Source organism: Mycobacterium mantenii (assembly GCF_010731775.1).
Taxonomy (GTDB): domain Bacteria; phylum Actinomycetota; class Actinomycetes; order Mycobacteriales; family Mycobacteriaceae; genus Mycobacterium; species Mycobacterium mantenii.
Genome location: NZ_AP022590.1, coordinates 309,722 through 332,227 on the forward strand (window position 1 = coordinate 309,722; position 22,506 = coordinate 332,227).

General features: G+C 69.0%; 23 protein-coding genes. 17 read left to right on the forward strand and 6 right to left on the reverse strand.

Going from position 1 to position 22,506, the window contains the following annotated elements; all coding sequences use genetic code 11:
* Nucleotide 1: 1 nt before the first annotated feature.
* A complete protein-coding gene (locus tag G6N50_RS01535; protein WP_163650800.1) occupies nt 2-331 on the reverse strand; it encodes a PE-PGRS family protein in 330 nt (109 codons plus the stop codon).
* A 133-nt stretch (nt 332-464) separates the two neighbouring features.
* Between G6N50_RS01535 and G6N50_RS01540 the strand changes: the two genes are divergently transcribed.
* The 4 genes from G6N50_RS01540 to G6N50_RS01555 all read left to right on the forward strand — a co-directional run bounded on the left by G6N50_RS01540 (nt 465) and on the right by G6N50_RS01555 (nt 4,908).
* Nucleotides 465-1,247 carry an SDR family oxidoreductase gene (locus tag G6N50_RS01540; protein ID WP_083096459.1) on the forward strand — a complete coding sequence of 261 codons (783 nt, stop codon included), beginning with the start codon at nt 465-467 and terminating at the stop codon, nt 1,245-1,247.
* Entirely contained in the window at nt 1,244-2,434 is a 1,191-nt protein-coding gene (locus G6N50_RS01545; protein WP_083096458.1) for an acyl-CoA dehydrogenase family protein, read from the forward strand. Before G6N50_RS01540 ends, G6N50_RS01545 begins: the two co-directional genes overlap by 4 nt.
* Complete coding sequence (locus G6N50_RS01550; protein ID WP_083096456.1) at nt 2,431-3,534, forward strand: acyl-CoA dehydrogenase family protein; 1,104 nt, start codon at nt 2,431-2,433, stop codon at nt 3,532-3,534. The genes G6N50_RS01545 and G6N50_RS01550 overlap by 4 nt, the downstream gene beginning before the upstream one ends.
* A 159-nt stretch (nt 3,535-3,693) precedes the next feature.
* Nucleotides 3,694-4,908: a glycosyltransferase gene (locus G6N50_RS01555; protein WP_083096455.1), complete on the forward strand. Its 1,215-nt coding sequence runs from the start codon at nt 3,694-3,696 to the stop codon at nt 4,906-4,908.
* Here the strand turns inward: G6N50_RS01555 and G6N50_RS01560 are convergent.
* Nucleotides 4,897-5,646: a dienelactone hydrolase family protein gene (locus tag G6N50_RS01560; RefSeq protein ID WP_083096453.1), complete on the reverse strand. Its 750-nt coding sequence runs from the start codon at nt 5,644-5,646 to the stop codon at nt 4,897-4,899. The genes G6N50_RS01555 and G6N50_RS01560 overlap by 12 nt on opposite strands.
* 98 nt (nt 5,647-5,744) lie before the next feature.
* On the opposite strand from G6N50_RS01560, the gene G6N50_RS01565 reads away from it, so the two are divergent.
* From G6N50_RS01565 to G6N50_RS01605, 9 genes are all read left to right on the forward strand, one after another.
* A complete protein-coding gene (locus tag G6N50_RS01565; protein ID WP_083096452.1) occupies nt 5,745-6,545 on the forward strand; it encodes a thymidylate synthase in 801 nt (266 codons plus the stop codon).
* A complete protein-coding gene (locus G6N50_RS01570) occupies nt 6,542-7,075 on the forward strand; it encodes a dihydrofolate reductase (protein WP_083096450.1) in 534 nt (177 codons plus the stop codon). The genes G6N50_RS01565 and G6N50_RS01570 overlap by 4 nt, the downstream gene beginning before the upstream one ends.
* A gap of 111 nt (nt 7,076-7,186) precedes the next feature.
* Complete coding sequence (locus G6N50_RS01575) at nt 7,187-7,876, forward strand: cell division protein DivIVA (protein ID WP_276053177.1); 690 nt, start codon at nt 7,187-7,189, stop codon at nt 7,874-7,876.
* Nucleotides 7,877-7,912: 36 nt separating this feature from the next.
* Nucleotides 7,913-9,136, forward strand: a complete 1,224-nt coding sequence (locus G6N50_RS01580; protein ID WP_083096447.1) for a winged helix-turn-helix domain-containing protein — start codon at nt 7,913-7,915, stop codon at nt 9,134-9,136.
* The gene (locus G6N50_RS01585; RefSeq protein ID WP_083096446.1) at nt 9,136-10,542 is read left to right on the forward strand and encodes a class I SAM-dependent DNA methyltransferase; all 1,407 of its coding nucleotides are present in this window, start codon (nt 9,136-9,138) and stop codon (nt 10,540-10,542) included. Before G6N50_RS01580 ends, G6N50_RS01585 begins: the two co-directional genes overlap by 1 nt.
* Nucleotides 10,539-11,606, forward strand: coding sequence for a restriction endonuclease subunit S (locus G6N50_RS01590; protein ID WP_083096444.1), 1,068 nt, complete (start codon nt 10,539-10,541; stop codon nt 11,604-11,606). Before G6N50_RS01585 ends, G6N50_RS01590 begins: the two co-directional genes overlap by 4 nt.
* 10 nt (nt 11,607-11,616) lie before the next feature.
* The gene (gene thyX / locus G6N50_RS01595) at nt 11,617-12,369 is read left to right on the forward strand and encodes an FAD-dependent thymidylate synthase (protein ID WP_083096476.1); all 753 of its coding nucleotides are present in this window, start codon (nt 11,617-11,619) and stop codon (nt 12,367-12,369) included.
* A gap of 70 nt (nt 12,370-12,439) precedes the next feature.
* Nucleotides 12,440-13,342, forward strand: a complete 903-nt coding sequence (gene dapA / locus G6N50_RS01600; RefSeq protein WP_083096443.1) for a 4-hydroxy-tetrahydrodipicolinate synthase — start codon at nt 12,440-12,442, stop codon at nt 13,340-13,342.
* Between the two features lie 19 nt (nt 13,343-13,361).
* Entirely contained in the window at nt 13,362-15,038 is a 1,677-nt protein-coding gene (locus tag G6N50_RS01605) for a ribonuclease J (RefSeq protein ID WP_083096441.1), read from the forward strand.
* A gap of 67 nt (nt 15,039-15,105) precedes the next feature.
* Here G6N50_RS01605 and G6N50_RS01610 read toward each other — a convergent pair whose 3' ends face one another.
* Genes G6N50_RS01610 through G6N50_RS01620 form a run of 3 tightly spaced genes read right to left on the reverse strand, consistent with a single transcriptional unit; the run spans nt 15,106 to nt 17,128 of the window.
* Complete coding sequence (locus tag G6N50_RS01610) at nt 15,106-15,978, reverse strand: SAM-dependent methyltransferase (protein ID WP_083096440.1); 873 nt, start codon at nt 15,976-15,978, stop codon at nt 15,106-15,108.
* 5 nt (nt 15,979-15,983) lie between these two features.
* Complete coding sequence (locus G6N50_RS01615) at nt 15,984-16,814, reverse strand: mycofactocin-coupled SDR family oxidoreductase (RefSeq protein ID WP_083096438.1); 831 nt, start codon at nt 16,812-16,814, stop codon at nt 15,984-15,986.
* Nucleotides 16,814-17,128, reverse strand: coding sequence for a putative quinol monooxygenase (locus G6N50_RS01620; protein WP_067839777.1), 315 nt, complete (start codon nt 17,126-17,128; stop codon nt 16,814-16,816). Before G6N50_RS01620 ends, G6N50_RS01615 begins: the two co-directional genes overlap by 1 nt.
* Before the next feature lie 169 nt (nt 17,129-17,297).
* Between G6N50_RS01620 and G6N50_RS01625 the strand changes: the two genes are divergently transcribed.
* Nucleotides 17,298-19,802, forward strand: coding sequence for an FtsK/SpoIIIE family DNA translocase (locus G6N50_RS01625; RefSeq protein WP_197748051.1), 2,505 nt, complete (start codon nt 17,298-17,300; stop codon nt 19,800-19,802).
* 128 nt (nt 19,803-19,930) lie between these two features.
* On the opposite strand, the gene G6N50_RS01630 is transcribed toward G6N50_RS01625, so the two are convergent.
* On the reverse strand, nt 19,931-20,464 hold the full coding sequence (locus G6N50_RS01630; RefSeq protein ID WP_083096437.1) for an amino-acid N-acetyltransferase: 534 nt from the start codon (nt 20,462-20,464) through the stop codon (nt 19,931-19,933).
* Between the two features lie 38 nt (nt 20,465-20,502).
* Between G6N50_RS01630 and pgsA the strand changes: the two genes are divergently transcribed.
* The 3 genes from pgsA (at nt 20,503) to pspA (ending at nt 22,498) form a co-directional block, all read left to right on the forward strand.
* Entirely contained in the window at nt 20,503-21,093 is a 591-nt protein-coding gene (gene pgsA / locus G6N50_RS01635) for a CDP-diacylglycerol--glycerol-3-phosphate 3-phosphatidyltransferase (RefSeq protein WP_083096435.1), read from the forward strand.
* Nucleotides 21,094-21,209: 116 nt separating this feature from the next.
* Nucleotides 21,210-21,536 (forward strand): transcriptional regulator ClgR, encoded by a 327-nt coding sequence (gene clgR / locus G6N50_RS01640; protein WP_083096433.1) that lies wholly within the window; start codon nt 21,210-21,212, stop codon nt 21,534-21,536.
* 134 nt (nt 21,537-21,670) lie between these two features.
* On the forward strand, nt 21,671-22,498 hold the full coding sequence (gene pspA / locus G6N50_RS01645) for a phage shock protein PspA (protein ID WP_083096431.1): 828 nt from the start codon (nt 21,671-21,673) through the stop codon (nt 22,496-22,498).
* Nucleotides 22,499-22,506: the final 8 nt, after the last annotated feature.

Genomic DNA, 22,506 nt, shown 5'->3' on the forward strand with positions numbered 1-22,506 from the left:
ATCAGGCGTGGCCGGAACCGCAACCGACGCCGGGCAGACATCCGGTACCGCCGGGGATGCCACCCGGTCCCGCGTTCTGTCCGCCGGAGCCGCAGCCGACGCCCGGGACGCAGCCCTGGCCGCCCGGGCCGCCGCCGGGACCGTTGAACTGGCCGCCCGAGCCGCAGTTTCCGTTGGCGTCGCAGCCGCCGCCGCCCGGGTCGTCTTTGAAGGTGATGTGGGTGGGGGCGGGGGAGTTGGCGGCTGGTCCGGCGACATACATGTCAGCGGCGGCGGCGGGGGCGGCGGCGATGGCCGCAGCGACAGCACCGGCAACAACCAGCGGTTTCATGAGTGTCAATTTCGATAACATGCGCGTGGCATACCACCTCCACATGTGTCCAAAACATCGCGAATAAAATTCGACAGCAAACGAAGTCTCCGCTGCCCGCGGTGGCTCTCACCGCGACGGAAGGCCCGCATCCATGACCTCACAAGATCTGACCGGCCGCACCGCGATCATCATCGGTGCATCGCGTGGAATCGGGCTTGCGATCGCCCAGCAGCTGGCGGCCGCCGGGGCCAATGTGGTGCTCACCGCGCGTAAGCAGGAGGCAGCCGACGAGGCCGCCGCCCAGGTGGGAAAGCAGGCCCTCGGTGTCGGTGCCCACGCGGTCGACGAGGACGCGGCGCGGCGCTGCATCGAGCTCACGCTGGAGCGATTCGGCGGCATCGACATCCTGGTCAACAATGCCGGAACCAACCCGGCCTACGGACAGCTGATCGACCAGGATCACGCGCGGTTCACCAAGATCTTCGACGTCAACCTGTGGGCTCCGCTGCTGTGGACCTCGCTCGTCGTCAAGTCCTGGATGGGTGAACACGGCGGGACGATCGTCAACACGGCTTCGATCGGCGGCATTCACCAATCGCCGGCGATGGGCATGTACAACGCCACCAAGGCCGCGCTGATCCACGTCACCAAGCAACTGGCACTGGAACTTTCGCCCCGCGTCAGGGTCAACGCGATATGCCCGGGTGTAGTACGCACCCGGCTGGCCGAGGCGCTATGGAAGGACCACGAGGACTCACTCGCGTCGTCGATCGCGCTCGGGCGCATCGGGGAGCCGATCGACGTGGCCGCGGCGGTCGCCTTTTTGGTGTCCGACGCGGCCAGCTGGATCACTGGCGAGACCATGGTGATCGACGGTGGATTGCTGCTCGGCGCCGCACAGGGATTCCAGTCCGCGCCGGGCGGCGGGCAATGACCGCCGTTGACACCGCCGACCTGGACGCGCGGGTGCAGGCACTGCTCGACGAGCACGATCCGGCGACCAGCAGCCCGCGGGATTTCCTTGGCGCGCAATACGATGCGGGCCTGGCCTGGGTGCATCTGCCGCGCGGTTTCGGCGGACTGGATCTGCCGCGCACCGCGCAGGAGCGCGTCGACGCAAAGCTGGCCGCCGCCGGTGCGCCGGTGGGAGGCACGCCGAAGAACTACATCGGCATGGGCATGGCGGCGCCGACGATCGCGGCGTTCGGCACCGACGAGCAGAAGCGAAAGTTCCTGCGCCCGTTGTTCACCGGCGAGCAGATCTACTGTCAGCTGTTCAGCGAACCCGGCGCGGGATCGGACCTGGCCGGGGTGGCCACGCGGGCGGTCCGCGACGGCGACGATTGGATCGTCAACGGGCAAAAGGTGTGGACGTCGCAGGCGCAGCACGCGCAGATGGCCATCCTGGTCGCGCGGACCGATCCGACGGTGCCCAAACACTATGGTCTGACTTATTTTCTGTGCGACATGACGCAACCCGGTGTCGAGATCCGGCCGTTGCGCCAGATCACCGGCGAGGCGGAATTCAACGAGGTGTTCCTCACCGACGTCTGGGTGCCCGATGCGAATCGGCTCGGCCCGGAGGGTGGCGGCTGGCGCGTCGCGACCACCACCCTCAACAACGAGCGGGTCGCGATCGGTTCCCGCGCGGGTGCGCCGCGGGAAGGTGGTCACATCGGCAAGGTCGCCGACGCCTGGCGCGACGACCCGGCGCTGCGCAACCCTGCGATGCACGACCAGCTGATGCGGCTGTGGGTGGAGGCGGAGGTCCTTCGGCTCGCCGGCGAACGGCTGCGGCAACAGGCCGCCACCGGTCAGCCCGGCCCCGAGGGTGCCGGCATGAAGGTGGCGTTCGCCAAGCTGGCACAAGCGATTTCGGGCTTCGAGATCGAGCTGCACGGCGAAGCGGGGCTGCTCTACGACGACTGGACCATGCGCAGGCCCGAGACGGTCGACCTGGTCGGTCGCGAGCCGGGCTACCGCTACCTGCGGGCGCGCGGCAACTCGATCGAGGGCGGCACGTCGGAGATCCTGCGCAACACCATCGCCGAGCGGATCCTCGGCCTGCCCGGCGAACATCGCGTCGACAAGGACGTCGCCTGGAAGGACCTGCCCCGATGAGCGCGCACACCGCCGACCTGCTGTACTCCGACACCGAAGAGGCACTGCGGGCCGGCGTCCGTCAGCTGTTCGCCGAGCGGTGCCCGCCCGAATCGGTGGCCCGCGTCTATGACCCTGAACCACAGAACTTTTCGGGTGTGTGGCGCACACTGGCCGCCGAGCTGGGCGTCGCCGGCCTGCTGGTTCCGGAGTCGCTCGGCGGCGCCGGCGCGAGCGCGCGCGAGGCCGCCGTGGTCATGGAGGAGATCGGCCGGGCCGTGGCACCGGTGCCGTTTTTGTCCAGCGCGGTCCTCGCCACGATCGCACTGTCGCGGGCCGGGGACACCGAGACCGTGTCGGCGCTGGCCCAGGGCGAACTGACGGCGGCGTTGGTGGTGCCGCTGTCGAGCGCGCCGGGCGATCCGATCACAGTCGTCGGCGGCGACGCCGACGGACTGAGCGGGACCGTCACCAGCGTGGCCGGTGCCGACGTTGCCGACGTGCTGGTGGTCCCGGTCGCCGGCCCGGACGGGCTCGAGTTGCATACCGTAGCCCGCGATGCGGCGGGCGTGCGGATTTCACCGTTGCTCGCGCTCGATATGACCAGAACCCTTGCTGCCGTGTCGTTTTCGGGAACGCCGTCATCGCGAGCCGGGGCGGGCGACCAGTCGGTCACCGAAGCCATCCGGACCGGGGCGGCCCTGCTCGCCGCCGAGCAACTCGGGGTCGCCCAATGGTGCTTCGAGACCACGCTGCAGTACACCAGGGAACGCAGGCAGTTCGGCCGCACCATCGGCTCCTACCAGGCGATCAAGCACCGGTTGGCGGATCTGTGGTTCGAGGTCGGTGCCGCGACGGCCGCGGCCCGTTATGCCGCCGACACCTGCGCCCGGGGCGGGGAAGACGCGGACGCCGCGGCGGCCATCGCCCAGGCCTACTGCAGCGATGTCGCCGTGCATGCCGCCGAGGAGTGCGTACAGCTGCACGGCGGCATCGGCATGACCTGGGAATATCCCGCGCACCTGTACCTCAAGCGGGCCAAGAGCGACCAGTTGGCATTCGGCACCGCCTACCGGCACCGCGCCCGCCTGGCCGAATTGGTGGACCTGCCGGCGTTTTGACGCTCGGCGGCGCGCGCGATCACATCCTTTCGCTCGCGGTGATTTTTTACGCGTGCGCTGGCGAAAGTCGGCCGGGGCGCCCGAATCTCGCCGCGAGCTTCGCTGCAAGGCGCTCCGCCGGCGATAAGGTTTGCCGACCGGGCAGGTGGGGAGCGGCGAATGCGAGTGTTGCTGTCGGCGTACGACTCGCGCGGAGGCGTCGAGCCGCTGGCGGCGCTCGCGGTGCAGTTGCGGACACTCGGCATCGACGCACGGGTGAGCGCGCCGCCGGATGCCGAATTCGTTGAGCTGCTGGCCGGTGTCGGCGTGCAGATGCTGCCTTTCGGCGACTCACTGCGCGCGATGAAGACCGGGGCGACGCCCTCGGAGGAGGTCTTGCGCCGGCACCTGGACGGGTTGATCGCGGCCCAATTCGACACCGTGGCCGCCGCGGCACAGGGCTGCGATGCGTTGGTGGTGGCCGGCTTTCCGCCGGCCGCGGCCGCCGCCCGGTCGGCATCGGAAAGCCTGGGGATCCCGTACGTCTACGCGAGTTACCAGCCCACCATCCTGCCGTCGCCGCACCACCCGCCGCCGGCGTACGCGAACGGGCCGTTCGCTTTGGGCACGGTCGACAACCGGGTGCTGTGGCAACTCGATGGCCGCCACATGCAGGAGCTGTTCGGCGAGACGCTCAACGGTCACCGGGCGTCCCTCGGCCTGCCGCCGTTGGACAACCTGCGCGACTACGCGCTGACCGACTGCCCGTGGCTGGCGACGGATCCGATCCTGGACCCGTGGCGGCCCGGCGACCTCGACGTGGTCCAGACGGGCGCCTGGCTGCGGCGCGACGAACGCCCGCTGCCGGCCGAGTTGGTGACATTCCTCGAGGCCGGCGCACCGCCGGTCTACGTGGGTTTCGGCAGCATGCCCATGCGCGCCTCAGCGGACGTCGCCCGGACGGCCATCGAGGCGGTCCGCGCCCAGGGCCGCCGCGTCCTGGTGTCGCGCGGCTGGGCAGGGCTGGCCCCGATCGACGACCGGGACGACTGCTTCGCCGTCGGCGACGTCAACCACCAGGCGCTGTTCGGGCGGGTCGCCGCCGTCGTGCACCACGGTGGGGCGGGCACCACGACGGCCGCCGCCCGGGCCGGCGCGCCGCAGGTGGTGGTGCCCCAGGGCGCCGACCAGCCGTACTGGGCGGGCCGGGTGAGAGACCTGGGCATCGGCGCCGCCCACGACGGTCCCGCCCCGAGCACCGAGTCGCTCTCGGCGGCGCTCAAGGCGGCGCTGACCGAACCGGCCCGCGCGCGTGCGAGCGCGGTGGCCGCCACCATCCGCGCCGACGGCGCCGCGGTGGCGGCGAAGCTGCTGGTGAACGCGCTATCGCGGTAGCGCTGCGGCGAACACCGCCGTCATCGCGTCCCAATGCCGCTCGGCCGCGGCGGCGTCGTAGGGCGCGTTGTCCGGAACCGCGAATCCGTGGCCGGCCGAATACCACTCGATGGTGTGCTGCACGCCGGCCGCCGTCAGCGCCTTCTCGAGCTGTTCTGCGTGATCGGCGGTGAACGACGCGTCGTTCTGGGCGCCGCCGATGTACACCGTGGCGCGGATCCGGTCGGCCAGCAGGTGCGGGCTGTCTTCGGTGTCGGTCACCAGGCCGCCGCCGTGGAACGACGCCGCGGCCGCCACCCGGTCGGGCACCCGGCCGGCCACGATGAGCGCCGTCCGGCCGCCCATGCAGTAGCCGCACACCCCGAATCGCTCGCCGACCACCTCGGGGCGGGCGGCCAGATAGTCGAAGAACGCGCTCGCGTCGGCGGCCATGCGGTCCGGGGTGACGCTGCCGATCATCGAGAACAGCCGGCCGCGCTCCTTTTTGTCGCCGAAGACGGTCGCCATGTCGAAGGGCGCCCAGTCGGCGGTGCGGTAGTAGACATCCGGCAGCAGCACGGCATAGCCGTAACCGGCCAGCTTGGCCGCCATCTGCTGGAACGTGTCGCGCACGCCGCCGGCGTCGGGGTACATGACCACACCGGGCCACGGGACTTGGGATTCCGGGCCGTCGGGGGTGAACAGGTGCACCGTGCAGGTGCCATCGGGGGTGGTGACGACGTCGATGATGTTCGGCATGGCACCCGTTCTACTCCGCGCGCGGAGCCCCGAATTCACCGGCGCCGACCCGCCGCGCCCGGCTACGCCGCGCTTGCTATCGACGCTAAGCTGACCGCGTGCCGATCTCGACGCCCTACGAGGACTTGCTCCGCCTGGTGCTCGATCGGGGAACGGCGAAATCCGACCGCACCGGCACCGGGACCCGCAGCCTGTTCGGTCAGCAGCTGCGCTATGACCTGTCGGCCGGTTTCCCGCTGCTCACCACCAAGAAGGTGCACCTGAAGTCGGTGGTCTACGAATTGCTCTGGTTCCTGCGCGGCGATTCCAACGTCGCCTGGCTGCGCGAGCACGGCGTCACCATCTGGGATGAATGGGCAAGCAGCACAGGCGATCTCGGGCCAATCTACGGTGTGCAGTGGCGGTCCTGGCCCACGCCGTCGGGTGAGCACGTCGATCAGATCAGCGCGGCCCTGGACCTGCTGCGCACCGATCCGAACTCGCGGCGCATCATCGTCTCGGCCTGGAACGTCGGCGAAATCCCGCAGATGGCGCTGCCGCCCTGTCACGCGTTCTTCCAGTTCTACGTGGCCGACGGGCGGCTGAGTTGCCAGCTCTACCAGCGCAGCGCCGACCTGTTCCTGGGCGTGCCGTTCAACATCGCCAGCTACGCGCTTCTGACACACATGATGGCCGCCCAGTCCGGCCTCTCGGTCGGTGATTTCGTGTGGACCGGCGGGGACTGCCACATCTACGACAACCATGTCGAACAGGTGCGGCTGCAGCTGAGCCGCGAGCCCCGGCCGTATCCGGAACTCGTTCTGGGAGCTAGGGATTCGATTTTCCATTACACTTACGACGACGTTGTCGTAAAGAATTACGACCCGCACCCGGCGATCAAAGCCCCCGTCGCGGTATGACGCGTACGGCGGGCGTGGGCCTGGTGTGGGCCCAGTCGACCTCAGGCGTCATCGGGCGCGGTGGCGACATCCCCTGGAAGGTGCCGGAAGATCTGTCCCGGTTCAAAGAGGTGACCATGGGCCACCCGGTGATCATGGGCCGGCGGACGTGGGATTCGTTACCGGCGAAGGTGCGGCCCTTGCCGGGCCGCCGCAACCTCGTCCTGTCCCGCGACGCCGGCTTCGTCGCCGAGGGGGCGCGGGTGGTCGGGTCCCTGGAGGACGCCCTCGCCGATGGCGCGGGCGGGCCCGAGGTCTGGGTCATCGGGGGCGAGCAGGTCTATTTGCTGGCGCTGCCGTACGCCACCCGCTGCGAGGTCACCGAGATCGAAATCGATTTGCGCCGCGATGACGACGACGCGCTGGCGCCGACGCTGGACGACACGTGGGTGGGTGAAACGGGGGAGTGGCTGGCCAGCCGCTCGGGCTTCCGGTATCGCTTCCACAGCTATCGCCGGGCGTCCGCGCTCCCGTTCGCGCCCTCCGCCTGACCTGACATACTCGGACACGGGGGTCGGTCGCACAGGGCAACCAGGCGTTCGGAGAGATAGGGGGAATTGGCAGTGAATACCGAACCCGTGAAGACGTTCTCTCGAAAGTTCATGGGCTACGATGCGGCCGCAGTTGACGCCCACATCGAGATGCTGGCCACCAAGCAGCAGTTGCTGCTTGACGACGTGTCGAGCCTGCGGGCCCGGTTGCAGGAATCCGGCGATCAGACGGCCGCGCTGCGCAAGGAGGTGGCCGCGCTCACCGACACCTCGCCGTCGCCGCACGCCGTGCAGCAGCGGATGGCGAAGATGCTCAGCCGCGCGGTCGACGAGGTGGCCGAGATGCAGGCCGAGGCGCGGGCCGAAGCGGATGCGCTGATCGCGGCGGCCGAGGCCGAGGCCGAGGAAACCCAGCGGAAGCGCGAGCAGATGCTGTCAGACATGGCCGCGCAGCGGGAAGCCATGGAAGCCGAGTATCAGGAGACCAAGGAAAAGCTCGAGGCCGAGCTGGTCAGCCTGCGCGAAGACGCCCAGCAGGCGCGTGAGCGGCTGCTCGCCGAGGCGAAGGAGCGGGCCGACCGGGATCGTGACGAGGCCCGAAGGGCCGTGGACGAGGCGAGTCGGCAACGGATCCGGATTCTCGAGCAATTGATGGGCGTGTACCGCGACCTCGGCGACGTTCCGAAAGCTCTCGAGGCGGCCTACGAGGAACAAACGAATGCGCCCGAGACCGATTCCGTGGCGCGGTTGGACGAGAAAGCGCGGCTGGACGAGAAAGTCAGCGCCGGTTCAGCGTCGTAGCGCAGCACGTCGGACCCGGCCGGTATTCTCAGCGCCGTGTCGACCCGCAGGCTATCGGCCGCCCAAGCCCGGCGGATAGCCGTTGCGGCCCAAGGTTTTAGCGAGGCCCGGCCCGGTGGCCAGATCACCCGGGCCCACCTGAAGCGACTGATCTCCAGGATCCAAGTGCTGCAACTGGATTCGGTCTCGGTGGCGGTGCGCGCGCACTACGCTCCGGTATTCAGCCGGCTCGGCCCGTATGAGCGTGACGTGCTCGACCGCGCCGCCTGGGGCCCGCGCTCGTCGCGGCTGCTGGCCGAATACTGGGCGCACGAGGCCGCGCTGATGGCCGTCGAGGACTGGCCGCTATTGCGCTGGCGGATGCGCCAGTACCGGCACGGCCGATGGGGCACCCACATCGTCAAGGCAAACCCGGAACTTGCCGACAAGATCGTCGCCGCCGTCGCCGAGCTCGGGCCCAGCACCGCCGGACAGATCGAGGCCCATCTCGAGGCCGAACCGCGCGGGCCCCGAGGGAGCTGGTGGGGCACCCGCAGCGACACCAAGTGGGTGGCCGAGGCGCTGTTCTCGTCAGGGGTCTTCACCACGGCCACCCGGGTCGGCTTCGCTCGTCACTACGACCTGGTGGAGCGGGTACTGCCGGCCGGCGTGCTGGCCCGCGAGGTCGACGACGACGAGGCGATCCGCGAACTGGTGCTGCGGGCCGCCACCGCGCTGGGCGTGGGCACCGAGGCCGACCTCCGCGACTACTTCCGGCTGTCGGCCCAGCAGGCCAAGCCCGCGATCGCCGCGCTGGTCGCCGCCGGTGACATTGAGCCAGTCGACGTCGACGGCTGGTCGGCACCGGCCTATCTGCGGGCGGGCCGCACGGTCCCCCGCGCGGACCGCGGCACCGCGCTGCTGTGTCCGTTCGACCCGCTGATCTTCTTCCGGCCGCGCGTCGAGCGCCTATTCGAATTCCATTACCGCATAGAGATTTACACCCCGGCCGCCCAGCGCCGCTACGGCTACTACGTGTGGCCGCTGCTCATGGACGGGCGGCTGGTGGCGCGGGTCGACCTCAAGGCCGACCGGGCCGTCAACTCGCTGCGGGTCCTCGGTGCGTTCGGCGAGCCCGATGTGCCCAAGGCCCGCGTCGCCGCGGCGCTGGCCGGCGAACTGGCATCCATGGCGTCCTGGCTGGGACTGGGTGGATTCAGCGTCGCCGGGCGCGGTGATCTGTCCGGCGAGTTACGCGCGGCGGCCAAGCGGGTCAGCTGATGCCGGCGTCGACGTCCAAGGAGCTCAAGGCCACGCTGTGGAAGGCGGCCGAGAAGCTGCGCGGCACTCTGTCGGCCAGTCAGTACAAGGACGTGATCCTGGGCTTGGTGTTCCTCGAGCATGTTTCCGAACCGCACTGGAAAGCTTTGACGGACAACGTGAATTCCGATCACCTCGGTCGGCTGGCAGATGAGGCGATGGATGCCGTGATGACGGCGAACCCGGCGCTGGTCGGGATGCTGCCCCGGCTGTACGAAAACCTCGATCGGCGCCGCCTTGCCCAGCTGGTGACCGTGCTCGACGGCGCGCGCCTTGGCGATCGCGGCCGCCGGGGCGGGGACCTGATGGGCGAGGTGTACGAGTACTTTCTGGGTAATTTCGCTCGCGCGGAAGGGCGGCGGGGCGGCGAATTCTTCACCCCGCCCAGCGTCGTGCGGCTTCTCGTCGAGGTGCTCGAACCGACCGGCGGGCGCGTGTATGACCCGTGCTGCGGCTCGGGCGGGATGTTCGTGCAGACCGAGCAGTTCATCGCGGAACACCAGGGCGATCCCGCGAAAGTCACCGTCTACGGCCAGGAAAGCGTGGAGCAGACCTGGCGAATGGCGAAGATGAACCTCGCCGTGCACGGCATCGACGACGCGGGCCTGGGCGCGCGGTGCGCCGACACCCTGGTCGTCGACCAGCACGCCGGTGTGCAGATGGACTACGTGATGGCCAACCCGCCCTTCAACATCAAGGATTGGGCGCGTGACCCGAACGATCCGCGCTGGCGCTTCGGTGTTCCCCCCGCAACCAACGCGAATTACGCTTGGATTCAACACATCCTGTGCAAGCTGGCGCCCGGCGGTCAGGCCGGTGTGGTGATGGCCAACGGTTCGATGTCGTCCAACGCGATGGGCGAGGGCGACATCCGGGCCCGGATCGTCGATGCGGATCTGGTGTCGTGCATGGTCGCATTGCCCGCTCAGCTCTTTCGGAGCACCGGAATACCGGTGTGCGTGTGGTTCTTCGCCATGGACAAGGGGCACCGGTCGGGCCAGGTGCTGTTCGTCGACGCGCGTGGCCTGGGCCACCTGGTGGACCGCGCCGAGCGCGCACTGACCAGCGAGGAGATCGTCCGCATCGGCGACACCTATCACGCGTGGTCGGGAGCGGCGTCGGCCCTCGCCAAAGGCGCTACTTACCAAGACGTTCCGGGATTTTGCCGGTCCGTGCCGCTGGACGACATCAGGGCGGCGGGCTACCCGCTGACGCCGGGACGCTATGTGGACGCACCGACCGAGCGGGACGACGACGAGCCGGTCGGCGACAAGATCGCGCGATTGACCGACGACCTGCTGGCCGCGCTCGACGAATCGACGCGCGCGGAGAAATCGGTGCGCGAGCAGCTGGAGCGGCTGCGGTGAAGACCGTCCTGGGCGAGCACCTCGACTTCAGCACCGGTAGCCGCGCGCCGCGGGCATCCGACGGGCGCTTTCCCGTCTACGGTGCCAACGGCGCGATCGGTTATGCCGCCGAACACAACGCCAGCGGACCCTTGGTCGTGCTCGGCCGCGTCGGCTCCTACTGCGGCAGCCTGCGCTACTGCGACTCCGATGTCTGGGTCACCGAGAACGCGCTGGTGTGCCGGGCCAAAGACCCGCGGGAGACCCGGTATTGGTACTACGCCCTGCAGACCTGCCGGCTGGCCGACCACCGATCCGGGTCGGGCCAGCCCCTGCTCAACCAGAAGATCCTGAACGACGTGCCGGTGTGCACCGTCGCGGCCGACGAACGCCGGCGGGTCGCCGAACTGCTGGGCGCCCTCGACGACAAGATAGCCGCCAACGACCGGCTCATCGAGACCGCCGAACGCCTGATGGTCGCCCTCGCCGCATCGGTGCCGGATCGCGTGCGGCTGTCGAGCCTGGCGACCCGGTCGACCGTGACCCGCAACGTGACCGAGTTCGACGATCGCGTCGCCCACTTCAGCCTTCCGGCGTTCGACGACGGGGCCAAACCCCGCCTGGTCGACGCCGCGGCGGTGCGCAGCGCCAAGCTGCTGCTGACCGAGCCGTGCGTTCTCTTCGCCAAGCTGAACCCGCGGATCCCACGGATCTGGAACGTGGCGAGCCTGCCGTCGGACATGGCCGTGGCCAGCACCGAGTTCGTCGTGCTGAGGCCGGTCGGCATCGATTCCTCGGCCCTGTGGTCGGCGCTGCGGCAGCCGGATATCTCGCTGCGCCTGCAGCAGCGGGCCGCGGGAACCTCGGGCAGCCATCAGCGGATTCAACCCCGCGACCTGCTGGATGTGGCGGTGCCCGACGTCCGCCGGCTGAGCCCGGCGGTGTCGCGGACGCTCAGCGGTCTGGGTGCGCTGTGTCATGCGCGCCGCACCGAAAGCGCGCGGCTGTCGGGATTCCGGGACGGGCTGCTGCCGTTGCTGGTCGCCGGCAAGGTGCGGGTCGGCGACTCCGGTCCGCCCGGCTAAGGTGAGCGCCGTGGCCGAGATCGCGCCGCTGCGCGTGCAACTGATCGCCAAGACCGAGTTCTTGGCGCCCCCGGACGTGCCGTGGAACACCGACGCCGACGGCGGCCCCGCGCTGGTCGAGTTCGCCGGCCGGGCCTGTTATCAAAGCTGGTCGAAACCCAATCCCAAGACCGCGACCAACGCCGGCTACATCAAGCACATCATCGACGTCGGCCACTTTTCGGTGCTCGAACACGCCAGCGTGTCGTTCTACATCACCGGCATCTCGCGATCGTGCACCCACGAGCTGATTCGGCATCGGCACTTCTCCTACTCGCAGCTGTCGCAGCGCTACGTCCCCGAGCGGGACTCGCGCGTCGTCGTGCCGCCGGGCATGGAGGACGACCCGGAGCTGCAGCAGATCCTCACCGAGGCCGCCGACGCCAGTCGCGGCACCTACACCGAGCTGCTGACCAAGCTGGAAGCCAGGTTTGCCGACCAGCCCAGCGCTCTGCTGCGGCGCAAGCAGGCCCGCCAGGCCGCCCGCGCCGTGCTGCCCAACGCGACCGAGACCCGCATTGTCGTGACCGGCAACTACCGGGCGTGGCGGCACTTCATCGCGGTGCGCGCCAGCGAGCACGCCGACGTGGAGATCCGGCGGCTCGCCATCGAATGCCTGCGCCAGCTGGCGGGCGTGGCCCCCGCAATATTCGCCGACTTCGAGATCTCCACCCTGGCCGACGGCACCGAGGTCGCGACCAGCCCGCTGGCGACCGAAGCCTGACCCGTCGTGGCAACGGCGCGCGCTTACATGGGTGCTAAATACCTTGCCGCCGCCAGGTAACCTGAACACCGTGAGCACGGTCGGATTCGACGCCCCAGCGCGGTTGGGAACCGTGCTGACCGCGATGGTCACACCGTTTGGCGCCGACGGCTCCGTCGACACCGTCGCGGCCGCACAACTGGCCAATCACCTGGTCGACGCCGGCTGCGACGGGCTGGTGGTCTCCGGAACCACCGGCGAGTCCCCGACCACCACCGACGACGAGAAACGAGAGCTGCTACGCGTGGTTCTGGAGGCGGTGGGCGACCGGGTCCGCGTCATCGCCGGAGCCGGCACCTATGACACCGCCCACAGCGTCCGGCTGGCCAAGGCCTGCGCGGCCGAGGGCGCCCACGGGCTGCTGGTGGTCACGCCGTACTACTCGAAGCCTCCCCAGAGCGGGCTGATCGCCCACTTCACCGCCGTTGCCGACGCGACCGAGTTGCCGGTGCTGCTCTACGACATCCCGCCCCGTTCGGTGATACCGATCCAGCCCGAGACCATCCGTGCGCTGGCCGCCCACCCCAACATCGTCGGAATCAAGGACGCGAAGGCCGACCTGCACAGCGGTGGCCAGATCATCGCCGAGACCGGCCTCGCCTACTACTCCGGCGACGACGCGCTGAACCTGCCCTGGCTGGCGATGGGCGCGATCGGCTTCATCAGCGTGATCTCCCACGTGGCGGCGGGACAGCTGCGGGAAATGTTGTCCGCCTTCAGCTCCGGGGACATCGCCACGGCCCGCAAGATCAACGCCACCGTCGCCCCTCTGTGCGACGCGATGGCCCGCCTGGGCGGGGTGACGATGTCCAAGGCCGGCCTGCGCCTGCAGGGCATCGACGTCGGCGACCCGCGGTTGCCGCAAATGCCCGCAACGCCAGAGCAACTCGACGCGTTGGCCGCGGACATGCGTGCGGCCTCGGTGCTGCGGTGACCCGAGGAGTTTCCGAGAAGTGGATGTAGACCTCGCCCCGCCAGGCCCTTTGGCCACGGGAGGGTTGCGGGTCACCGCTCTTGGCGGCATCAGTGAAATCGGCCGCAACATGACGGTTTTCGAGCACCTGGGCCGGCTGTTGATCATCGACTGCGGGGTGATGTTCCCCACCCACGACGAGCCCGGGGTCGACCTGATCCTGCCGGATCTGCGCCACATCTCCGACCGGCTCGACGACATCGAGGCGTTGGTGCTCACGCACGCCCACGAGGACCACATCGGCGGCATCCCGTTCCTGCTCAAGCTGCGTCCCGACATCCCGGTCGTCGGTTCGAAGTTCACCTTGGCGCTGGTCGCCGCGAAGTGTCGCGAGCACCGTCTCAAGCCGGTGTTCGTCGAGGTGGCCGAGGGCCAGAAGAGCAGCCACGGCGTGTTCGAGTGCCAATACTTCGCCGTCAACCACTCCATCCCCGACGCGCTGGCCATTGCCGTGCACACCGGTGCGGGAACGGTCTTGCACACCGGTGACATCAAGCTCGACCAGCTTCCCTTGGACGGCCGCCCCACCGACCTGCCCGGCATGTCGCGGCTCGGGGACACGGGAGTGGACCTGTTCCTATGCGACTCAACCAATTCCGAGCACCCCGGCGTGGGGCCGTCGGAAAGCGAGGTCGGTCCGACGCTGCACCGTCTGATCCGCGGCGCCGACGGCCGCGTCATCATTGCGTGCTTCGCCTCCAACGTGGACCGGGTGCAGCAAATCATCGACGCCGCAGTCGCTTTGGGCCGGCGCGTCTCGTTCGTCGGCCGATCCATGGTGCGCAACATGGGGATCGCCCGCGAGCTCGGGTTCCTGCGGGTGGCCGATTCGGACGTGATCGACATCGGCGCCGCCGAGATGATGCCGGCCGACCGGGTGGTGCTGATCACCACCGGCACCCAGGGCGAGCCGATGTCGGCGCTGTCGCGGATGTCGCGCGGGGAGCATCGCAGCATCACGCTGACCTCCGGTGACCTGGTGGTGTTGGCGTCGTCGCTGATCCCGGGCAACGAGGAGGCGGTCTACGGCGTCATCGACGAGCTCGCCAAGATCGGGGCCCGCGTCGTCACCAATGCCCAAGCACGCGTGCATGTTTCGGGTCACGCCTACGCCGGCGAACTGTTGTTCCTGTACAACGGGATTCGGCCGCGCCACGTCATGCCCGTGCACGGGACGTGGCGCATGCTGCGCGCCAACTCAAAACTGGCGGCCAGCACCGGCGTGCCGGAGGAGTCGATCCTGCTGGCCGAGAACGGGGTGAGCGTCGACCTGGTTGCGGGCAAGGCCGCCATCGCCGGCGCGGTGCCGGTCGGCAAGATGTTCGTCGACGGCCTGATCGACGGCGACGTCGGCGACATCACCCTGGGCGAACGGCTGATTCTGTCGTCGGGTTTCGTGGCGGTGACCGTGGTGGTCGCGCGAGGCACCGGACGTCCGGTCGCCCCGCCGCAGCTGCATTCACGCGGCTTCTCCGAAGATCCCAAGGCGCTCGAGCCCGCGGTGCGCAGGGTCGAGGCGGAACTAGAAGCGCTGCTGGCCGAGAACATCACCGATCCGGGCCGCATCGCCCAGGGCGTGCGGCGCACCATCGGCAAGTGGGTGGGCGAAACCTACCGCCGGCAGCCGATGATCGTGCCGACCGTCATCGAGGTGTAGTGGCGATCGCGATCGCGAGCGCGGTCCAGCCGGGCGAAGCGGGTCGCCATCATCAGGTCTGACCCCGCTAGATCTTCTCGGCGTAGGCCGACCACTCCAGTTGCGAGGCCTTGAGTTTGCGGCCGGTGGGCTCGACGTAGCGATGGACGAGCTCGTCGGGACCGGCCTGCTCCACCAGCCGCCAGCCGTACTCGTCGAGGAACGCGGCGACCTCCTCGGGCTGCAGGCCGAAACGCCACAGTTGCCGCCGCTGGCGCACGGTGCGATACAGCGTGCGGGTGCCGTACCGATTCGTACCGTCGATGAAATCCCTACGGACGTAGGTGAATACCAAACGGCTGCCGGACGCCGCCGCGCGCAGGCCGTCCAGTGTTCGCCGGACGGTCGCCTCGGTGAGGTACTGGGTGACGCCTTCGCAGATGAAGAACACCCGGTAGTCGGTGCGATAGCCGTGTTCGGCGAGCGAGGTGAGCAGGTCGTCGTGCTCGAGGTTCAACGCCACCAACCGAACCGACAGCGGCAGCTCGCCGAGCACCCGCCGGACCGTCTTGAACTTCCTCGCGACGTTCACCGGCAGGTCGACCTCGAACACCGGGATGCGGACCCGCCGGGTCAGCTGGTAGGCGCGGGTGTCCAGCCCGGCTCCCAGGATGACGACGGCGTTGATGTCGTCGAGCGACTCGGCGAGTTTGTCGGCGATGAAACGCTTGCGGCAGGCCAGATTCGCCCACAATCCCGGACCGGTGAACTCCGAGCCCCGGATCATCAGCCGGCGCGCCGGCGCGAACCGCGTCGCGCCGACGAGCCACCGCAGCGGGGCGGGCAAGAAGAGCTCGGCGAAGTCGTCGTCGACCAGGCGGCGTCCCGGCGGCTCGTTCTGCTCGACAGCGGCCAGCACCATCGGGCCAAATACCGTCTGCGCAGCCGGGTTTCGTGCCATGACGGCTACTTGTTCAAGAATCCCGCGTCGACCGGCAGGGTCACCCCGGTGATGTAGCGGGCCTGGTCGGACACCAGCCACGCCACGGCGTTGGCGATGTCCTCGACGTCCAGCACCTCCACCGGCATCGCGTTGCCCATGGCCCCCGGCGTGTCGGTCCCGGCGGCCATCTTGGCCAGCCACTCCCGGGTGAACTCGTTGTTGATCATCGGCGTCTCGACGCCAGACGGATGGATCGAATTGACCCGAATCATCTGCCCGGCAAGCAGATTCGCGTATACCCGCATCAAACCGACCACCCCATGCTTGGCGGCGGCGTAGCCCACCGACCCGGCGTCCGGGCTGCCGACACCGGCCAGCCCCGCGCTCGAACTGATCAACACGATCGAGCCGCCGGTGCCCTGCTTGACCATGGTGGGTATCGCGACCTTGATGGTGTGGTAGACGCCGGTGAGGTTGACGTCGATGACGTCGCGCCAGCCGTCGTCACCGGATTGCATGGGAGCGATGCCGGCGTTGGCCACCACAATGTCCAGCCGGCCGAACTCGTCCAGGCCCGCCTGCAACGCCGCGGACAGCGATGCGCGGTCGCGGACGTCGCCACGGGTGGCCACGATGCGTGCGCCGGTGTCTTCCACCAGCTTCACCGTGGCCGCCAGGTCGTCGGCCGTGGCCAGCGAGTAGGGGACGCTGGCGATCTGGTCGCACAGGTCGACGGCGATGATGTCCGCGCCGTCGGCGGCCAACCGCACCGCGTGCGCGCGGCCCTGGCCGCGCGCGGCTCCGGTGATGAAGGCGACCTTGCCCTTGAGGGGGCCTTCCGACGAGCGGGCCATCAGGGCCGCAGCTGCCCTTTGGCCGGGTCGCCCGCGGGTACCGGCTGCAGCATCTTGATGTCCGGCGCCCCGGCCAGGTGCTCGCCGGCCGCGGCGAACATGTTGGTGACCGCCGGCGCCGTGCTGTGCGCCTTGAGCGCCTCGGCGTCGGCCCACTGCTCGACGAAGACGAAGGTCTCGCCCGACTGGTGCAGCGAGTACACCTGGCAGCCCGGCTCGTCGTGCACTTCCTCGACCGCCCGCGTGAGGATGTCGCGAACGGTGTCGACCGACTCGGGTTTGACGGTCATGGTGGCGACGACGACAACGGGCATTGATGGCCTCCTGGGCGCTCTGCGGATGGGGACGAGCACGACTTCTCGCAACCGAATCTCACCCTACTCACGCGATTTGGGGCCCCGATTCGGCACATGCCCGACAAGCCGGGCCGTTACCAGTGTGGCGGGTGGTGTAGATGATGTCGTTGCGACTACCCTTGCCGTCATGCCCAGTAAGACCGTCGCCCGCTCCGGAAGCCGAACGAGCAGGTCAAAGGCCCCGTCACGCGCCAGCGGATCCCGGCGCGCGCGCCCGGCGGCGCCCCGCAAGAAGGTCAGCAAGCCCGCCAGGCGGCGTGATCACGCGCCGTTGGTCGGAGCCGGGCTGACCTGCGGTCGCGCCATGCGCGCCATCTGGATGATGGCCGCCCGCGGGACCGGCGGTGCGGCCCGGTCGATCGGGCGGGCCCACGACATCGATCCCGGACATCGCCGTGACGGAATCGCGCTGCTGTTGCTGGGCTTTTCCGTGGTGGTCGCGGCGAGCTCGTGGTTCCACGCCGCAGGGCCGGTCGGCACGTGGGTCGACACTCTGCTGAGGACCTTCATCGGCGCGGGTGTGCTGGCGCTGCCGGTCGTCACCGCCGCCGTTGCGGTGACGCTGATGCGCACCGAGCCCAACCCCGATGTGCGCCCCCGGCTGATCCTGGGCGCCAGCCTGATCTCGCTGTCGGTGCTCGGTTTGCGTCACCTGTGGTCCGGTTCGCCGGGAGACCCCGAAGCGCGCCGCCGCGCGGCCGGTTTCATCGGCTTCGCGATCGGCGGGCCGCTCTCGGACGGGCTCACCCCCTGGATCGCGGCGCCCCTGTTGTTCATCGGCTTCATGTTCGGGCTGCTGCTGCTGACCGGCACCACCATCCGCGAGGTGCCCCTGGTGATGCGCAACCTGTTTCACACCCGGTTCGTCGACGAGGTTTACGACGATGAGCCCTACGACTACGCCGACGAATTCGACGACGACGCCGGGGCGGACCGCGACAGCCGCTACGACGACGCGCCTTCCGTGCCCGACGACGAGCCGCCGGCGTGGTCGCCGGACGACGATGCCCAGGCCGCGCTGCAGGACGACATTCCCACCGTGCCCGAACCCGCCGTGCAGCCCTCGCGGGGCCGCAAGCGCGGACGGTCGGCGGACAAGCACGACACCGTGCAGCTCGATCGCGTCGTCGAGGGCCCCTACACGCTGCCCTCGCTGAACCTGCTGGTGCCGGGGGATCCGCCCAAGAAGCGCAGCGCCGCCAACAACGTCATGGCCGACGCGATCACCGAGGTGCTGACCCAGTTCAAGGTGGACGCCGCCGTCACCGGATGCACCCGCGGACCGACCGTCACCCGGTACGAGGTCGAGCTGGGACCGGGCGTCAAGGTCGAGAAGATCACCGCGCTGCAGAAGAACATCGCCTACGCGGTGGCCACCGAGAGCGTGCGCATGCTGGCCCCGATCCCGGGCAAGTCGGCGGTGGGCATCGAGGTGCCCAACACCGACCGGGAAATGGTGCGGCTGGCCGACGTGCTCACCGCGCCGTCCACCCGGCGCGATCACCACCCGCTGGTGATCGGGCTCGGCAAGGACATCGAGGGCGACTTCATCTCGGCCAACCTGGCCAAGATGCCGCACCTGCTGGTGGCCGGCTCCACCGGATCCGGTAAGTCCAGCTTCGTCAACTCGATGCTGATATCGCTGCTGGCGCGCGCCACCCCGGAAGAGGTCAGGATGATCCTGATCGACCCGAAGATGGTGGAACTGACGCCCTACGAAGGCATTCCGCATCTGATCACCCCGATCATCACCCAGCCCAAGAAGGCGGCGGCCGCGCTGGCGTGGCTGGTCGAGGAGATGGAACAGCGCTACCAGGACATGCAGGCGTCCCGGGTGCGCCACATCGACGACTTCAACGAGAAGGTCCGATCCGGTGCCATCACCGCGCCGCTGGGCAGCCAGCGCGAATACCGGCCCTACCCGTACGTCGTGGCGATCGTCGACGAGCTGGCCGACCTGATGATGACCGCCCCGCGCGACGTCGAGGACGCCATCGTGCGGATCACCCAGAAGGCCCGCGCCGCCGGCATCCACCTGGTGCTGGCCACCCAGCGCCCGTCGGTGGACGTGGTCACCGGTCTGATCAAGACCAACGTGCCCTCCCGGCTGGCGTTCGCGACGTCCTCGTTGACCGACAGCCGCGTCATCCTGGACCAGGCCGGCGCCGAGAAGCTGATCGGCATGGGCGACGGCCTGTTCCTGCCGATGGGTGCGGGCAAGCCGATCCGGCTGCAGGGCGCCTTCATCACCGACGAGGAGATCCACGCCGTCGTCAGCGCCTGCAAGGGCCAGGCCGAACCCGAGTACACCGAGGGCGTGACCACCGCCAAGCCCACCGGCGAGCGCACTGACGTCGACCCGGACATCGGCGACGACATGGACGTGTTCCTGCAGGCCGTCGAGCTCGTGGTGTCCAGCCAGTTCGGCTCCACGTCGATGCTGCAGCGCAAGCTGCGCGTCGGATTCGCCAAGGCCGGCCGGCTGATGGACCTGATGGAGACTCGCGGCATCGTCGGGCCGTCGGAGGGGTCCAAGGCGCGCGAGGTGCTAATCAAGCCCGACGAGCTGGCCGGCACGCTAGCGTTGATCCGTGGTGGTAGCGACGCCGACGGGGGGGACCCCGAGGACTAGCGCCGAGCGTGAACTCAGGGCGAAAAACGGCCCGAATCCCTCCACGAGTTCACGCTCGGCGCGCCACAGCCGCTACAACCGATGGCGGCGACCCGCCGCGCCCGGCTGCGCCGCGCTTGCGATCGCCGCTACAACCTGAGCAGCATCCGCGAGTTGCCCAGAATGTTCGGCTTGACGTAGCTGAGGTCTAGGAATTCGGCCACACCGATGTCGTAGGACCGGCACATCTCCTCGAACACCTCGGCGGTGACCGGCGTGCCCTCGATCTCGGTGAACCCGTGCCGGGCGAAGAACTCGGTTTCGAACGTCAGCACGAACAGCCGCTTCAACTGCAGTTCGCGGGCGACCTCGAGCAGCCGATCCACGATCGCGTGGCCGATGCCGTGGCCGGTCATCGCCGGGTTGACCGCGACGGTACGAACCTCGCCGAGGTCGGACCACATCACGTGCAGCGCCCCGCAACCGATCACCTGACCCTCGTGCTCGGCCACCCAGAACTCCTGGACGGCCTCGTAAAGCGTCACGAGGTTCTTCTCCAGCAGGATCTTCCCCGCGTAGGTGTCGACCAGGTGCTTGATGGCCGGAACGTCGGACGTTCGCGCGCGCCGAACCAGCGGCCGATAGCGCTGCGGACTTTGGGTCACGGGTAACAGTATCGACATCCCGGACGGCTGCGCTGGTCAACCGTTATTCTGTTGCGGTGTCGGGGCAGCCGCAGACGGGTCCGGTGGCAGGCCGCGCAAACATCGCCAATCTCGCCAATACGCTGACTCTGCTCCGGCTGGTGCTGGTGCCGATCTTCCTGCTCGCCCTGTTCGCCGGCGACGGCCACGAAACCGGCTTCCGCGTGGTGGCTTTCGTCATCTTCGCGGCCGCCTGCATCACCGATCGGCTGGACGGCCTGCTGGCCCGCAACTACGGCATGGCGACCGAATTCGGCGCGTTCGTCGACCCGATCGCGGACAAGACGCTGGTGGGGTCGGCGCTGATCGGCCTCTCGATGCTCGGTGAGCTGCCGTGGTGGGTCACCGTGCTGATCCTGGCCCGCGAAGTCGGGGTCACCGTGCTGCGGTTGGCCGTCATCCGCCGTGGCGTCATTCCGGCCAGCTGGGGCGGCAAACTCAAGACCGTCGTGCAGGTGCTGGCCATCGGATTGTTCGTGCTGCCGCTGGCCGGGCCGTTCCGGGTGTTCGCCGCCGTCGTGATGGGCGCCGCGGTCGTGCTGACGGTGATCACCGGTATCGACTACGTGGTGTCGACCGTCCGGGAAGTACGCCGCACGCCCGGCTGATTCCGCCGAGACCGAATGGGAACCAGACCACCGCCGGCGGCGTTCACCTAGTGAGCACCTGCCGGAGGCAAGCTGAGTTCGTGCCGCGCAGGGCCGACTGGACGAAGGAGGGCGGGATGCCGCCATTGGTGCGCGAGGTCATCGGCGACGTGCTGCGCGAGGCCCGCACGACACAAGGCCGGACGCTGCGCGAAGTGTCGGATTCGGCGCGGGTCAGCCTGGGATACCTGTCCGAGGTGGAGCGCGGGCGCAAGGAGCCCTCCAGCGAGCTGCTGAACGCGATCTGCGATGCGCTGGACGTCCCGTTATCGTCGGTTCTCACTTACGCCGGCGAGCGGATGGCCAGCGAGGAGCGGGCCGCCGTCGGCGCGCCCGCGGACGCGGCGAGCGGCACCAGCATCAAGGTCGTCATCCCGCCGGTGGCGTCGTTGGCGCTGGCCTGAGCATCGGGGACCGATCCCGCGTAAGGGGTAGGGCGATCGGCGCCGACCCACTAAATTGAGCCACAGGCGCACAGCCCGTTCAGGCCCGTCCGGGGACCATCCGGATTCTCAAGAAGCGAAGGTGGAGCTAACTCATGGCCAATCCGTTCGTCAAGGCGTGGAAGTACCTTGCGGCGCTGTTCAACGCCAAGATCGACGAGCACGCCGACCCCAAAGTGCAGATCCAGCAGGCCATCGAGGAAGCGCAACGCACGCATCAGGCGCTGACCCAACAGGCCGCGCAGGTCATCGGGAACCAGCGCCAACTGGAGATGCGGCTTAACCGTCAGCTCGCCGATATCGAAAAGCTGCAGGTCAACGTGCGTCAGGCGGTGACGCTGGCCGACCAGGCCACCGCGTCGGGCGACGCCGCCAAGGCCACCGAATACAACAACGCCGCCGAGGCGTTCGCCGCCCAGCTGGTGACCGCCGAGCAGAGCGTCGAAGACCTGAAAACCCTGCACGACCAGGCGCTCAGCGCGGCCGGGCAGGCCAAGAAGGCCGTCGAACAGAACGCCATGGTGTTGCAGCAGAAGATCGCCGAGCGCACCAAGCTGCTCAGCCAGCTCGAGCAGGCCAAGATGCAGGAGCAGGTGAGCGCCTCGCTGCGGTCGATGAGCGATCTCGCCGCCCCGGGCAACGTGCCCAGCCTCGACGAGGTGCGCGACAAGATCGAGCGACGTTACGCCAACGCGATCGGCGCCGCCGAGCTCGCGCAGGGTTCGGTGCAGGGCAGGATGCTCGAGGTCGAGCAGGCCGGGGTGCAGATGGCCGGACACTCCCGGCTGGAACAGATCCGCGCCTCGATGCGCGGCGAGGCCCTGCCGACTGGAGCGACGCCGGCCGCCGGGACCACCCCGGCCACTCCCGCGCCCGCCAAGGGCGCCGGCGGCCCGGTCAGCGAGAAGCCACTTGGTCAGTAGCCGGAGTG

Bases quoted from the DNA above. Each gene is read 5' to 3' on its own strand.
- G6N50_RS01535 (WP_163650800.1), bottom strand. From the start codon at position 331: ATGAAACCGCTGGTTGTTGCCGGTGCTGTCGCTGCGGCCATCGCCGCC.
- G6N50_RS01540 (WP_083096459.1), top strand. From the start codon at position 465: ATGACCTCACAAGATCTGACCGGCCGCACCGCGATCATCATCGGTGCA.
- G6N50_RS01545 (WP_083096458.1), top strand. From the start codon at position 1,244: ATGACCGCCGTTGACACCGCCGACCTGGACGCGCGGGTGCAGGCACTG.
- G6N50_RS01550 (WP_083096456.1), top strand. From the start codon at position 2,431: ATGAGCGCGCACACCGCCGACCTGCTGTACTCCGACACCGAAGAGGCA.
- G6N50_RS01555 (WP_083096455.1), top strand. From the start codon at position 3,694: ATGCGAGTGTTGCTGTCGGCGTACGACTCGCGCGGAGGCGTCGAGCCG.
- G6N50_RS01560 (WP_083096453.1), bottom strand. From the start codon at position 5,646: ATGCCGAACATCATCGACGTCGTCACCACCCCCGATGGCACCTGCACG.
- G6N50_RS01570 (WP_083096450.1), top strand. From the start codon at position 6,542: ATGACGCGTACGGCGGGCGTGGGCCTGGTGTGGGCCCAGTCGACCTCA.
- G6N50_RS01575 (WP_276053177.1), top strand. From the start codon at position 7,187: ATGGGCTACGATGCGGCCGCAGTTGACGCCCACATCGAGATGCTGGCC.
- G6N50_RS01585 (WP_083096446.1), top strand. From the start codon at position 9,136: ATGCCGGCGTCGACGTCCAAGGAGCTCAAGGCCACGCTGTGGAAGGCG.
- G6N50_RS01610 (WP_083096440.1), bottom strand. From the start codon at position 15,978: ATGGCACGAAACCCGGCTGCGCAGACGGTATTTGGCCCGATGGTGCTG.
- G6N50_RS01615 (WP_083096438.1), bottom strand. From the start codon at position 16,814: ATGGCCCGCTCGTCGGAAGGCCCCCTCAAGGGCAAGGTCGCCTTCATC.
- G6N50_RS01620 (WP_067839777.1), bottom strand. From the start codon at position 17,128: ATGCCCGTTGTCGTCGTCGCCACCATGACCGTCAAACCCGAGTCGGTC.
- G6N50_RS01625 (WP_197748051.1), top strand. From the start codon at position 17,298: ATGCCCAGTAAGACCGTCGCCCGCTCCGGAAGCCGAACGAGCAGGTCA.
- G6N50_RS01630 (WP_083096437.1), bottom strand. From the start codon at position 20,464: ATGTCGATACTGTTACCCGTGACCCAAAGTCCGCAGCGCTATCGGCCG.
- clgR (WP_083096433.1), top strand. From the start codon at position 21,210: ATGCCGCCATTGGTGCGCGAGGTCATCGGCGACGTGCTGCGCGAGGCC.
- pspA (WP_083096431.1), top strand. From the start codon at position 21,671: ATGGCCAATCCGTTCGTCAAGGCGTGGAAGTACCTTGCGGCGCTGTTC.